The organism is Prauserella flavalba (assembly GCF_003202235.1).
GTDB lineage: Bacteria > Actinomycetota > Actinomycetes > Mycobacteriales > Pseudonocardiaceae > Prauserella_A > Prauserella_A flavalba.
Genome location: NZ_MASU01000028.1, coordinates 14,791 through 27,331, shown reverse-complemented (window position 1 = coordinate 27,331; position 12,541 = coordinate 14,791). Strand labels below are relative to the sequence as shown.

The window sequence follows — 12,541 nt, the reverse complement described above, 5'->3', positions numbered from 1 at the left end:
CGGCCAGCCTCGCGGTCGCCGACCGGCTCGGCCAGGTCGTCGACAAGCTCGACGAGCTCGGCCAGCTGTTCGCGGCGAAGGTCGCCGACATCGACAGCGAGCCCTACCCCGACGTGCAGCAGCCCGCCCCAGGCCGCACGTGGGGCCCGGGCGACGACGAGCCGCCCGCCCAGGTCCACGTGCTCTACGACCCGGACAGCAAGACGAACCACGCGTGGCTCTACCGCACGGTCACCGGCTGGGCGTGGGGCGAGGACAGCGGGCCGCTCGGTCAAGCGGGGCCGTGGGCGAGCATGGTGCTCGCCGCCGACGCGCCCCTGCGCGACGTCACCACACGGTTCCTCAGCCCCGAGGCGGCGCGTGGGGCGACGTCGTGACGACGCCGGCGGGAGCTGCCCTGGCCCCGTTCCGGGACATGTGCAAGTCGTGCCGCGCCCGGATCTTGTGGGCCACCACCCGCGACGGCGAGCGCATGCCCGTCAACGCCGATCCCGCCAGCAACGGCAACGTGCTGCTCGCCCTCCAGGACGGGCAGCTCGCCGCCGCCGTGCTCACCGCGGGGCAGGCCCGCATGTCCCGCGCACGCCGCATCCCGCTGCGTCTCGCCCACTTCGCCACCTGCCCGAAGGCAGACCACCACAGGAGGAGAGCCCGTTGATCCGCATCGAAACCGCCCGGCTCGTGCAGCTGCTCGGCGACCTCGTGCACACCGCCGCCCGGGGCAGCGGCGGCGCATCCGAGGGCGTGCTGCTGCACTCCGAACGCGCCGACCGAGGCGACGAGCCCGGCCAAACCGACCTCCTCGTCGGCACCTCGACGAACGCGCGCGTGATCGGGCAGTGCCACGTCGACGCCTACGGGCGCATGGCACGCCCGATGCTGTGGCCACTCGCCGACGTGCGCGCCGTCATCGCTGCGTACAAGCCGAAGCTCGCCGAGCACCGCGAGCACACCGTCGAGATTCGGCGTGACGCCGACATGATCGTGATCAGCGAGGACCCGCACCTGTTCGGAGACGGGCTCACGGTGCGATTCAGCGACGGCCCGGTCGCCGACTACCCGCGCGTGTTCGGGGCGCTGCGCGAGGTGCCCCGGCTGCTCGACGAGTGGGGCTCGCTACTGCCGCGCACGGACTTCTCGCCGTCGCTGCTGGAACCGTTCAACAAGGTCGCCAAGTCCCGCGGCGAGCTGGTGCAGACCTACCGCTACCACCAGCGGTCCCGAGTGCTGGTGCAGATCGGCCAGCGCTACCGCGGAGCGATCCACGCCCACCAGTCGTGGGACACGCTCAGCGAGGGCAGCTCGCCGGACGGCGACGTGTTCGAGCCCGACCTGCCCGTCGCGGACGAGGAGTAGACGCCATGTCGGAGCTGCCGAAGATCCTCACCGCCCAGCTGCCCACCGAGCCCGAGCCCGGCGCAGTCGTGGTCACGTCCAACGGGCTCGCGTGGCAGCGCCGCGTCGACGCCGACGACGCCCCGCGCTGGAACCACCCGCACGACTTCAACCGCTGGTTCCCCGCCGGCCTCTACGACCAGCACCGCGCGCTGTCGTGGCCGCTGCTGCTCGCACTGTCCGGCCCCGTGACGCTCGTGCACGTCCCGGCCGCCACGCCACCCCACCACGACCAGTGACCCGCTGGGGCCGCCCCGAGGAGTGCGCGGGGCGGCCCCAACACCCGAGAGACGACCGGAGGTGCCCCGGTGAGCCTGCACGTCCACGGCTACGCCGAGCCCGACCGGCCCGACGTCCGCCGCATCTCGCTGCACCGCCTGCGCGCCATGTGCTGGCGCGGCGAGATGCCCGCCGAGGCTCTCGCGCTCGTCGACCCGACCGAGATCGACCAGCTGCTGTACCGCCTGTGGCTCAACGGATGGACCGACGTCGAGATCGCCACCCACACACGCATGTCCACCTACACGGCCGCGAGGATCCGAGACCGCCTCGGCCTCCCGGCGCACCCAGCACGAAAGGTGCCTGCCTGATGCCCTGGTTCAAGTCGGATGACTCGTTCTACCGGCACCCCAAGGTCCGCAAGCTCGGCAAGGACAAGCTGCCAGCGGTCGGCTTGTGGGAGCTGGCGGGGACGTGGTGCGCCGACAACGTCGACACGAACGTCGCCGACGGGTTTGTGCCCGACGAGCAAGTCGAGGCGTGGGACCCGCGCCACCGCTACGCGAAGCGGCTCGTCGACGTCGGCCTGTGGGAGCGCACCGAGGTCGACGGCGAGCACGGTTACGTGTTCCACGACTGGGCCGACTACCAGCCCACCCGCGCCACCGTCGAGGCCGAGCGCGAGGCGTGGCGCGAGCGCAAAGCCGAGCAACGCCGCAAGCGGAAGGGCAACACGTCCCGCGAAGTGTCCCAACGGGACACCACCAAGGACACCACAGTGGACTCACGCGGGAATCCACACGGGAGTCACAGCACACCCGTTCCCGTCCCCGTTCCCGTCCCTATTAGTGGTCACCTTGGGGAGGGGCAGTCACCTTCCGAACGCGCGGGCACGCCCCCCACCCCCGAAAACCTCGAGGGATCTCGGCCTCGACCAGCGGATCGCTGTCCGCACCACCTCGGCGACGAGCGGCCGCCACCGTGCGGTGCCTGCGCCGACGCACGCCGCGCAGCCGAAGCGTGGGACAGCCACCAGGCCGAGCGCCACCGGGCCGCCCAAAGCGCCATCGCCCGATGCCGGTTGTGCGACGGCGAAGGCTGGCGCTGGCACCCTGACGGCAAGCACCTCGGCCCACTAACCGAACGCTGCGACCACCGACCACGAGCACGCTCCGAGGCATCGTGACCACCCGCAAGCAGCGCGGCCAGGCGCCCACCGGCATGGCCCCCGCCGCCCTGTTCTGGAACCGCACCGGCGCCGACCAGGACCAGGCCGCCACACGCGACAACCCGAAACTGCGCCGGTGCCCGCACGAGCCATGCCGTGCCCTTCCCGGCCAACCCTGCACCGTCCACACCGGCCGAGGCCGACGCCGACCAATGCGCGGCTACCACCCCGCCCGCACACAACCCGAGGAGACCCGTTGACCACGAGCACACCCGCCTACATGCTCGGACACGACCCGTGGGCCGCCCACAGGGTGCACCTGTTCGTGCCCGGCAAGCCCGCCCCGCAGGGCAGCAAGCGGCACGTCGGCAACGGCGTCATGGTCGAGTCCTCGAAAGCCGTCCGCCCGTGGCGCGAGGACATCCGGCAAGCCCTGCTCGCCGAGCACGACAACGCGCACCCACTCGCCGGCCCTCTCGCCGTGACCATCCAGTTCGTCATGCCTCGGCCGAAGTCGCACTACCGCACCGGCCGCAACGCCGAGCGGCTGCGCGACAACGCGCCCAGGCTGCCCGCTGGCAAGCCGGACATCGACAAGCTCGCCCGGGCCGTGCTCGACGCCATCGGCAGCGCGCACGTGTGGCAGGACGACGCGCAGGTCGTCAACCTGCACGCCACGAAGATCTACCAAGCACTCGACGAGAAACCCGGCGCGTGGATCGAGATCACCTCACTTGAGCAGGCAGGATGAGACCCATGTCGAAGACTGAGTTGTCCGTGATCGTTCGCACGGTCGGCGAGGTGCCCGAGCTCGTCGCGGCGTTCCCTGAGAGGTTCGATGCCGAGGTCGTCGTGTCCGAGCTCGGCCCCGGTCACTTCGTGGCGCCGGTGCGCGTAGTGCCCCCTGGTGAGACGTTCGTGGCGCACGTGTGGCTGTGCCGGGCCACCGTGCACGTCGGCCAGCGGTACGAGCTGAGCCAGCCGGAACGGCTGGCGGGCGCGTCACGGCTCGTCCTGAATACCGAGGACATGCCCGGTGAGCGTGTGCACGTCGACGAGCACGCCGCGGACCTGGAGGCCGCTGTGCATGGTCGCGAGTGGCGCTACGTGAATGCGTACGCGGCGAGCGCTGAGCGTGCGCAGCAGCTGGCCTCGGAGAAGGCACGCGAGCTGCTCGACGGCTAGAGTGACCCGCACCACCCAAAGTCCACTTGCGATAGTGTCCCCATATGGGACATAATAGAGGAGTCCCGAACGGGACAGCCCCCGAACACCGGGTGCTGACACCACCCTCGGGGGATAACTACAGAGTGGAAGGAACTTCGGATGGACGACATGTTCGCCGATGACCGGTTCTACGGGGTCCGCTATCACGAGAGTGCTGGCGAAGACCTCTACCGGGTGGCCGGACGGATCCTCTCGGATCTCAAGGTTGACCAGGCCGAGGGCCGGATGCCCTCGACAGTGATCCTCGTGGTCACGGTCACCAACCGGCTGATCACCGTCCAGGCGCACATCCAGGACCCCGCCGAGTTCGAGCAGTGGAAGCGAGAGAACATCCGGGCTCGCGCGGCCACAGTCTCGGACCGCTACAACTGGCGGGGCGTGCACAACCGGAAGGACACGCGGTTCGACTTCGCGTGCTCGGTCCGAGTCGTGAGGGGTCGCCTCGACGCTGAACACCTCGGCTCGATCATCGGGTGAACCAACCGGGGCGGCGGCAGCCAGTCGCCGCCCCGGCGCCCCGGAGTCCTCCACCCTGTAGACCACGTGAAAGGCCCCGGCGGCTCTGACACAGCCGACCGGGGCCCGAGGAAGAAACTCCGCGCCGAGGATAGCCCAGGAGCAGCCATGCCGCGCAAGCCCACGCCACCCCCGCCCGAACTGGACCGCGTCCGCGAGATCGCCGACCAGATCGAAGAGCTGCAGCGTGAGCTGCGCCGCGCGATGGTCACAGCCAAGCAGGCCGGGGCCACCAGCCAGCAGCTGGCCGACGCCTCCCGCATCGCCCGCAGCAAGATCTACGACGCCATGCGCACGGTCGGCTACGACCCCAACGAGTGGCGGAGCCCATGAGTCAATCATGGAAGGGCGGCAGTACCCGCCGATGGCGCGAGATAGTCCGGCCGTTCGTGCTCACCCGCGACCGGTGGATCTGCCAGCTGTGCGGCAAGCCGATCAGCAAGTACCTACGGCACCCGCACCCGTACAGCGCGCACGTCCACCACACCAAGGGCAAGGCGTACGGCGACGACCCGGAGTTCCTCGTGGCCGCGCACCGCAAGTGCAACCTCGACGCTGGCGACCCCACCGCACAGCCGGACCCAGCGCCCCGACCGATGACACGATGGTGATCATGATGATGAGCATGCGCGCGTGCGATGCATGGCAATGCTCTGACCTGCGGAAACAGGGGTACACAGTGGACATATGCTCTGACCTGCGGTTTTTCCCGACCCTGGCGGGGGCGGACATCCGCGCCCTTATGTCCTCTCTCTCCCTGGCGTTTGTGCACACCGCGTGGGGTATGGCGTGACGCCGCCGAAGCGCTCGCCGAGCAAGCCGACGCGGACGTCGCGGGCGGTCTACGCCGCGCTGAATAAGACGCTCAAGACGCTCCAGCTCGGCGAGCAGGACAAGGCGGGCGAAGCGCTGGCGCGGCGGCTGGCGACGGCGATCGATCAGGAGACGAGCGGGCGCACGGTGGCCGAGCTGGGGCGGGCGATGCTGGCGGTGCTGGAGTCGCTCGGCGCGACGCCTGCGGCGCGCAGGGCGATTGTGAAGGGGGTGCAGCCGAATGCCGCCACTGGAGGCCAGTCCTCTGCTCTCGACGAGCTACGGAAGCGGCGGGATCGTCGGGCGCACGGTGCCGCGCCTGTGGACGCCACCTCTTCGTGAGCTGACGCCGGACACCTCGTATGGGTTCGAGGTGTGCGACTTCGCCCGTGATGTGCTCGGGCATCCGCTCGACCCGTGGCAGGAGTGGGTCGTCATTCACGCGGGCGAGCTGCTGCCGGACGGGCGGCCGCGGTTCCGCAAGGTGCTGGTGCTCGTCTCGCGGCAGAACGGCAAGACCGAGCTGCTCGTCGTGCTCACGCTGTACTGGATGTACGTCGAGCGCGTGCCGATGGTGCTGGGCACGTCGACGAAAGTCGACTACGCCAAGGAGTCGTGGCTCAAGGCGGTCAACCTGGCGCGGCGGGTGCCCGAGCTCGCGGCCGAGATCCCGCGCAAGGGCGGCATCCGCGAGGCGAACGGCGAGACGCACCTGTGGCGCGCGGCGCCGACCGAGACGGGCGGGGGCTCGCGGTACAAGATCGCGGCGTCGAACGAGGAGGGCGGCCGGTCGCTCACGATCGACCGCCTGGTGCTCGACGAGCTACGCCAGCACCACAGTTACGAGGCGCACGACGCCGCGGTGCCGGCCACGAACGCGGTGCGGGACGCGCAGATCTGGGCGCTGAGCAACGCAGGCTCCGACAAATCGATCGTGTTGAACGATTGGCGCGATTCGGCGCTGCAGTTCATCGAAACCGGCGAGGGTGACCCGCGGCTCGGCCTGTTCGAGTACTCGGCCCCGGACGGTTCGTCGCCGCTGGACCTCGACGCGCTCGCGCAGGCCAACCCGAACCTCGGCCACCGGATCGACCCTGACGCGCTGCTCGGCGACGCCAAGACAGCGATGGAGAAGGGCGGCGACAAGCTGGCCGGGTTCAAGACCGAGAACATGTGCATGCGGGTGCCGAGGCTTGACCCGGCGATCGACGCCGCCGGGTGGGCTGCCGGGAACAAGCCGGGCACGCTGGCCGCGTTGCGGTCGCGGGTGGCGCTGTGCCTGGACGTGGCCCCGGACTCGCAGCACGTGACGCTGGCCGCCGCCGCAGTGTTGCCGAGCGGCCGGGTGCGCGTCGAGGTCGTCGCGGCCTGGACCGACACGGTGGCGCTGCGCCGCGAGCTGCCCGACCTCGTGGCAACGGTGCGCCCGCAGGTGTTCGGCTGGCTGCCGAACGGTCCGGCGGCCGCGGTCGCCGCGGACCTGGCCGAGCGCAAGGGGTGGCCGCCGCGCGCGGTGAAGGTGGAGGAGATCCGCAAGGACGTTCCCGCGGTGTGCATGGGCTTCGCTGACCTGGTGAAGAACGAGTACGTCCTGCACTCCGACGACCCGCTGCTCAACGCGCAGGCCGAGGCCGCGGAGAAGCTCGTGCAGGGCGACGCGTGGCGGTTCACCCGCCGCGGCTCCGGCCACGTGGACGGGATGTACGCGGTGGCCGGCGCGGTGCACCTGGCGCGGACGCTGCCCGCCCCGGTGGGCAAGCCGCGCATCATCGTCGCCGACGACACGCCGGACGTCGCCTAGCGACCCGAGACCGGTATTTCTATACCGGTATTGTTATCCGCGTGGGTTGGTGGCGGAGTCTGTTCCGGGCGGTGGAGGTACGCGCTTCCGGGCGCGTACCCGAGCCGTCGGTGACGTTCTCGCACGACCTGACCAGCCCCGTTGACGGCGCTGAGCCGTCGCCGGTCCTTGACGCGATCCGGGCCGCCTCGAACCGGCCGGTGTCCCGCGCGGCGGCGCTGTCGGTGCCTGCGGTGCTGCGGGGCCGGAACCTGCTGTGCTCGATTGCCACGCTGCCGCTGGTCACGCGCGACCGTGCGCGCGTCGAGCTGCGCACGCCGCTGCTGGAGCAGATCGACCCGAACGTGCCCAACGTCGTCACGCTGAGCCAGACCGTCGAAGATCTGGTGTTCGAGGGCATCTCGTGGTGGCAGGTCACCAAGCGGCTCGCGAACGGGTTCCCGCAGGAGGCCATTCACCTCGACGTCGGCACGGTGTCGCTGCAGCCGCCGGCGGATGCGTGGCGCAAGCTGCGCACGCTGCCGTCCGGGCAGAAGCTGCCCGCCGGGGTGGTGTGGGTCAACGGCGAGCCCGTCGACGGCCGCGATGTGATCCGGTTCGACTCACCGAACCCCGGCATCCTCACCGCGGCCGCGCGGGCGATCCGGCGGGCGATCCTGTTGGAGCAGGCCGCCGCCACGTACGCGAACGACCCGCGCCCGCTCGACTACTTCCGGCCTGCCGACAACGCCGATCCCGCGAACGACGACGAGGTCAAGCAGATCCTCGACGACTGGCGCAAGGCGCGCCGCGCTCGCTCGACCGCGTACGTGCCCGCCTCGCTGCAGTACGAAACCGTCGACGTTCCGTCGCCGGCGGATCTGCAGTTGGCGCAGCTGCAGCGGCAGGCGACCGTGGAGATCGCGAACGCGCTCGGCCTGGACGCCGAGGACCTGCAGGTGTCGACCACCACGCGGACGTATCAGAACGCGGTCGACCGGCGGCGCGATCGGATCAACGACGTGCTCGCGCCGTACATGCGGGCGATCACTGACCGGCTGTCCATGAACGACGTCACCGCTCGCGGCCAGGCCGTCGGTTTCAACCTCGACGAGTACATGCGCGCGAACCCCACCGAGCGGTGGACGACATACCAGACCGGGTTGACCAACGGCGTGGTGTCCGTGCAGGAGGTCCGCGAGATGGAGGGCCTGCCCGCGGTCCCGGTCGAGCCCGCCCGCCGTCCACGGCCCGCATCCCAGCCCGAGCAGGAGCCCGAGGAGTCCCGCATGTCCCGAGCCCGTACCCGCGACCACAACCCCGGCCCGAGCGTGGCCACGTTCGACATCGCCACGTTCAGCGACGACAGCGCGGGCACCGAACGGATCGCGTTCGAGATCCCGGAGGCCGATGCGAACTTCCGTGTCGACGCCGAGAAGCGCACGGTGTCGGGGCTGCTGGTGCCGTGGAACAAGGTGGCCCGCAGCGGATGGTCGAAGTACCGGTTCAACAAGGACAGCCTCAGTTGGTCGGACGTGTCTCGGGTGAAACTCAACCGGGACCACAACCGGTCCGAGGCCATCGGCTACGCCACCAAGCTCGAATCCACGGACAAGGGCCTGGAGGGCACGTTCAAGATCGCGCGCGGCGCCGACGGCGACGCGGTGCTGATGAAGGCCGAAGACAAGGTGCTCGACGGGTTCTCGATCGAGGCCGAGTTCGCCGAGGACGGTTCCAGCTGGGCGCGTGACCCCGACGACGACATGGTGCGGCTGGTCTCCGACGCGCGGCTGGCCGGCGTCGCGATCACCGGGTTCCCCGCATTCGACGACGCCCGGGTGTCGGGCGTCAAGGCATCACGGAAGGACAACACGATGGCAGGCAAGCCCGACGCGCCGCAGGGCACCAAGGACACTCCGGCCGCCGGGCCGGACGCCGAGACCGCCGCCGCGTTCACCGCGGCTGTGGAGGCGTTCACCAGCCAGACCGGCGCGTTCACCGACGCGATCAAGCAACTCGTCGAGCTGCAGCAGAACGGCGGCGGAGAAGGGCCCGACCACGTCGACCCGACCAAGCGCAAGGCGCAGTTCCAGGTGAACGAGGAGCCGCTGTACCGGTTCGACGGCATCGGCGGCAAGTTCGACTTCTCCAGCGACATCATCGCCATGTCCAAAAAGGACCACGACGCCGAGCGCCGGGTGATCGACTGGATCAAGGAGTGCTTCGAGCCGGGCGCGCGGTTCGTCTCCACCGGGGACGTGTCGAGCCTGAACCCGGCACGGCAGCGGCCCGACCTCTACGTCGACGAGCTGCAGTACCCCACGCCGCTGTGGGACTCGATCAACAAGGGCGCGATCGGTGACAACACGCCGTTCGTGCTGCCGAAGTTCGCCAGCTCGTCGAACCTGGTCAACAACCACACGGAGGGCGTCGAGCCCACCACCGGCAACTTCGCGACCACGTCGCAGACCATCACCCCGTCCGCCGTGTCGGGCAAGGTGGAGGTCACGCGCGAGACCTGGGACCAGGGCGGTAACCCGCAGCTGTCGGTCATCCTGTGGCGGCAGATCGTCCGCAAGTACTACGAGGCTCTGGAGGAGGCCGCCGCCGCGTTGCTGGAGTCGCTCGCGCCGACCACGATCACGCTCACCGCGGGCGCGGTCGACAGCGCGCTCGCCTCCGAGGTCAAGCAGGCGCTCGCCGCACTGCAGTTCGTCCGCGGCGGCTTCCGGTTCCGCGACTTCAAGCTCGAGCAGGGCCTCTACACCGCGCTCGCGGACGCGAAGGACGGCAACGGGCGGCCACTGTTCCCGATCCTCGGCGCGCAGAACGCCGACGGCACCGCCTCCCCGCTGTTCGCCGCGCTGGCGATCGCTGGTCTCGCGGGCGTGCCCTCGTGGGCGCTCCCGTTCACCGACGGCACGGCGAGCAACTCCTACCTGTACGACCGGGAGGACGTGCACGGCTGGGCGTCCGCTCCGCAGCGGCTGGACTTCGAGTACCGGGTCGCGTTCGTCGACATCGGCGTGTGGGGCTACAAGGCGCTGGCCTGCACGCGCGTCGACGGCGTGCGGCGCATCTCCTATGACACCACGAGCGGGGTCTGATCGTGAGCGAGCAGGAGATCCCCCAGCGGCCGCCGACGAGCGGCCCGGGCTCGGGGGTGGCGGCGTGGCGCGAGTACGCGGCCGCCGTGACCGACTCGCCGGCCGAGTCGTGGGCGTCGCTGTCGCGCGAAGAGATCATCGATCTGCTCGCCGCCGAGGGTGTCGAGGGGGCACCCGAGGAGCAGGTCGAGACCGACTCGGACGCGGCCCCGGCCGAGCAGGCACCGGTCGACGAGCCCGAGCCGTCCGCCGACGGCACCAACGGGCCCGCCGAGGGTGAGGCGCCGGCCGCGGACGTCAAGGAGCGCCCGGCCGCGCAGCCGACACCCGACCGTCCGGCCGGGGCTCGGCGCCCGGTGTGGATGGTGCCCACCGCCGACGGATGGGTGCCCGAGCACCATCTGCAGCGGAGGCGGTGAGCAGGGTGCTGGAGGCCAAGCCGTGGGTCACGCTCGGCGAGCTCAAGAACGAGCTCGACGAGGACGAGACCGACGAGCGTCCCGACGACCCGGCCGAGGACGAGCGGTTGCAGCGCGACCTCGATGCCGCGGTCGCGTTCGTCGAACGCGTCCACAAAGGGCGATTCAACTTCAACTTCGACCCGCTGTGCGACCTGCCCGCACCCGACGCTGACCTCAAGCTCGGCACGCTGATGCTCGCCCGGCGCTGGGACACCCGGCGTCGCTCGCCGGACGGGCTGGTCACGATGGCGGATCAGGGCTCGGCGCGGGTGCAGTCATTCGACCCGGACATCGACCGGCTGCTGCGCCTCGGCCGGCACGCGAGGCCGGTGGTCGGATGAGCACCGCCGAGCTCGTCGCCGAGCACGCCGAGGAGCTGCGCGCCGCCGTGCGCACGGTCGACGGCGTGCGGGTGTACGAGGACCCGTCCGCCACAATCCGCCCGCCGGGCGTGTTCGTGGCGCCGCCCCGGCTGCGGTGGGAGTCCGGCTGCCCGGAACCCACCTCGGCGACGTTCGTCGTGGTCGTGATGGTCGCGATGGACAAGCGGTCGGTGGAGCGACTGCTGGAGCTCGTGCCACGTGTGGCTGAGGCCATCGACTCACTGCTGCCCGATGCTGCGGTGTCCACAGCGGACCCCGGCCTATTCAACTCGGGCGGCAGCGACCTGCCGTCCTACGAAATCACCGTGGAGGTGAGCCTGTAATGAGCGTGCACCAGCGACGCCTCAAGCTGATCAACTTCACCGCCGGCGGCATCGCGTTCGAGTGCCAGATCCGGTCCTGGATCCTGGACCCGGGGACGCAGGATGGCGAGCGGCAGTACACCTACTGCCCCGACGGGCAGTTCGTCGAGGAGACCGACGACGAGCCCACCCTGCAGCTGACCGCGTTCTCGGACTGGCGGTCGAACGGGTTCTCGGACTTCCTGTGGACCCACGCCAACGAAGAGGTCGAGTTCGTGCTCGACCACCACCCGGACATCCCAGGCGAGCACGTGCGCTACACCGGCAAGGTGCTGATCAAGCCGGGCCCGGTCGGTGGAGACTCGCGCACCACCGAGATCACCGAGGTCACGCTGCCGATCATCGGCACCCTCGGCGCCGGCCTGACCTACGAAAGGGTGGCCTGATCATGGCGCGTACCTCTCTGACGACGCAGCCGATCGTCAAAGAAGGGACCACCCCCGTGCTGGCGGGGCCACCAAACGTCGACGGGGACGTGATCGACACCGGCCGCCTGTTCCTGGTTGTCGACAACGCGTCCGGCGCGTCCCTGACGGTGGCGGTGCAGACACCGGTCACGGTCGACGGTCTGGACCTGGAGGAGCTCGCCGTCGCCGTCCCGGACGGCGAGACCCGCTACATCGGGCCGCTGAGCCCGTCGACGTTCGGTCGGCCGGTCGGTTCGCCCGACGCGGGACGGGCCTATGTGGACTACACCGGCACGTTGACCGGTGTCACGAGAGGAGTGTTCGCGCTGTGAAGCTCAAGCTCACGCTCACGCCCGACAACGGTGATCCGATCGAGGTCGAGAGCAGCAGCAAGGACATTTTGAACTGGGAGCGCACCACTAAGGGCGCCTCGTTCGGCAGCTTCATCGACAACATGCACCTCGCCGATCTGTACAAGATCGCGTGGTTCGCTGCCCGTCGCATCAACGCTTTCGGCGGGACGCTCAAGGAGTTCGAGGAGACCTACGAGCTCGACCTCGACCGCAAGGACGAGGACGACGACGAGGACGAGCTGGACCCTACCCAGTAGGGTCGCTGACCCGGCTCGTCATCGAGCTGGCGATCGCGACCAACACCGCGCCGAGCGCGTGGATGGGCGAAGACGAGCGCACCATCTTCACCG

At 70.1% G+C, this 12,541-nt stretch carries 21 protein-coding genes; all 21 read left to right on the top strand.

Going from position 1 to position 12,541, the window contains the following annotated elements; genetic code table 11:
* Positions 1 to 377 (top strand): hypothetical protein (locus tag BA062_RS40120; protein ID WP_168214211.1); only part of this gene is annotated, 377 nt, incomplete at its 5' end.
* On the top strand, positions 374 to 658 hold the full coding sequence (locus BA062_RS38425; RefSeq protein WP_146240148.1) for a hypothetical protein: 285 nt from the start codon (positions 374 to 376) through the stop codon (positions 656 to 658). The genes BA062_RS40120 and BA062_RS38425, both read left to right, overlap by 4 nt.
* Positions 655 to 1,356 (top strand): hypothetical protein, encoded by a 702-nt coding sequence (locus tag BA062_RS38420; protein ID WP_110344039.1) that lies wholly within the window; start codon positions 655 to 657, stop codon positions 1,354 to 1,356. Before BA062_RS38425 ends, BA062_RS38420 begins: the two co-directional genes overlap by 4 nt.
* Before the next feature lie 5 nt (positions 1,357 to 1,361).
* Positions 1,362 to 1,634, top strand: a complete 273-nt coding sequence (locus BA062_RS38415; protein WP_110344038.1) for a hypothetical protein — start codon at positions 1,362 to 1,364, stop codon at positions 1,632 to 1,634.
* Positions 1,635 to 1,703: 69 nt separating this feature from the next.
* A complete protein-coding gene (locus BA062_RS38410) occupies positions 1,704 to 1,985 on the top strand; it encodes a hypothetical protein (RefSeq protein WP_110344037.1) in 282 nt (93 codons plus the stop codon).
* Positions 1,985 to 2,800 (top strand): hypothetical protein, encoded by an 816-nt coding sequence (locus BA062_RS40115; RefSeq protein ID WP_110344036.1) that lies wholly within the window; start codon positions 1,985 to 1,987, stop codon positions 2,798 to 2,800. The genes BA062_RS38410 and BA062_RS40115 overlap by 1 nt, the downstream gene beginning before the upstream one ends.
* The gene (locus tag BA062_RS39670) at positions 2,797 to 3,042 is read left to right on the top strand and encodes a zinc finger domain-containing protein (protein ID WP_146240146.1); all 246 of its coding nucleotides are present in this window, start codon (positions 2,797 to 2,799) and stop codon (positions 3,040 to 3,042) included. The genes BA062_RS40115 and BA062_RS39670 overlap by 4 nt, the downstream gene beginning before the upstream one ends.
* A complete protein-coding gene (locus BA062_RS38400) occupies positions 3,039 to 3,533 on the top strand; it encodes a RusA family crossover junction endodeoxyribonuclease (RefSeq protein ID WP_210407122.1) in 495 nt (164 codons plus the stop codon). Before BA062_RS39670 ends, BA062_RS38400 begins: the two co-directional genes overlap by 4 nt.
* Positions 3,534 to 3,538: 5 nt before the next feature.
* Entirely contained in the window at positions 3,539 to 3,967 is a 429-nt protein-coding gene (locus BA062_RS38395; protein ID WP_110344035.1) for a hypothetical protein, read from the top strand.
* 141 nt (positions 3,968 to 4,108) lie between these two features.
* Positions 4,109 to 4,486 (top strand): hypothetical protein, encoded by a 378-nt coding sequence (locus BA062_RS38390; protein ID WP_110344034.1) that lies wholly within the window; start codon positions 4,109 to 4,111, stop codon positions 4,484 to 4,486.
* 147 nt (positions 4,487 to 4,633) lie between these two features.
* Positions 4,634 to 4,858 carry a hypothetical protein gene (locus tag BA062_RS38385; protein WP_110344033.1) on the top strand — a complete coding sequence of 75 codons (225 nt, stop codon included), beginning with the start codon at positions 4,634 to 4,636 and terminating at the stop codon, positions 4,856 to 4,858.
* Positions 4,855 to 5,136 (top strand): HNH endonuclease, encoded by a 282-nt coding sequence (locus BA062_RS38380; protein ID WP_146240145.1) that lies wholly within the window; start codon positions 4,855 to 4,857, stop codon positions 5,134 to 5,136. The genes BA062_RS38385 and BA062_RS38380 overlap by 4 nt, the downstream gene beginning before the upstream one ends.
* A gap of 178 nt (positions 5,137 to 5,314) precedes the next feature.
* Positions 5,315 to 5,680 (top strand): terminase small subunit, encoded by a 366-nt coding sequence (locus BA062_RS39665; protein WP_146240144.1) that lies wholly within the window; start codon positions 5,315 to 5,317, stop codon positions 5,678 to 5,680.
* Positions 5,580 to 7,139, top strand: a complete 1,560-nt coding sequence (locus BA062_RS38370) for a terminase (RefSeq protein ID WP_110344030.1) — start codon at positions 5,580 to 5,582, stop codon at positions 7,137 to 7,139. Before BA062_RS39665 ends, BA062_RS38370 begins: the two co-directional genes overlap by 101 nt.
* 71 nt (positions 7,140 to 7,210) lie before the next feature.
* The gene (locus BA062_RS38365; RefSeq protein WP_168214210.1) at positions 7,211 to 10,225 is read left to right on the top strand and encodes a phage portal protein; all 3,015 of its coding nucleotides are present in this window, start codon (positions 7,211 to 7,213) and stop codon (positions 10,223 to 10,225) included.
* Positions 10,226 to 10,227: 2 nt separating this feature from the next.
* The gene (locus tag BA062_RS38360; protein WP_110344028.1) at positions 10,228 to 10,644 is read left to right on the top strand and encodes a hypothetical protein; all 417 of its coding nucleotides are present in this window, start codon (positions 10,228 to 10,230) and stop codon (positions 10,642 to 10,644) included.
* Positions 10,641 to 11,027: a hypothetical protein gene (locus BA062_RS38355; protein WP_110344027.1), complete on the top strand. Its 387-nt coding sequence runs from the start codon at positions 10,641 to 10,643 to the stop codon at positions 11,025 to 11,027. Before BA062_RS38360 ends, BA062_RS38355 begins: the two co-directional genes overlap by 4 nt.
* Positions 11,024 to 11,392, top strand: coding sequence for a hypothetical protein (locus tag BA062_RS38350; RefSeq protein WP_110344026.1), 369 nt, complete (start codon positions 11,024 to 11,026; stop codon positions 11,390 to 11,392). The genes BA062_RS38355 and BA062_RS38350 overlap by 4 nt, the downstream gene beginning before the upstream one ends.
* Positions 11,392 to 11,817 (top strand): hypothetical protein, encoded by a 426-nt coding sequence (locus tag BA062_RS38345; protein ID WP_110344025.1) that lies wholly within the window; start codon positions 11,392 to 11,394, stop codon positions 11,815 to 11,817. Before BA062_RS38350 ends, BA062_RS38345 begins: the two co-directional genes overlap by 1 nt.
* Before the next feature lie 2 nt (positions 11,818 to 11,819).
* Entirely contained in the window at positions 11,820 to 12,170 is a 351-nt protein-coding gene (locus BA062_RS38340) for a hypothetical protein (RefSeq protein ID WP_110344024.1), read from the top strand.
* On the top strand, positions 12,167 to 12,448 hold the full coding sequence (locus BA062_RS38335) for a hypothetical protein (protein WP_110344023.1): 282 nt from the start codon (positions 12,167 to 12,169) through the stop codon (positions 12,446 to 12,448). Before BA062_RS38340 ends, BA062_RS38335 begins: the two co-directional genes overlap by 4 nt.
* The last annotated feature ends 93 nt before the right edge of the window (positions 12,449 to 12,541 follow it).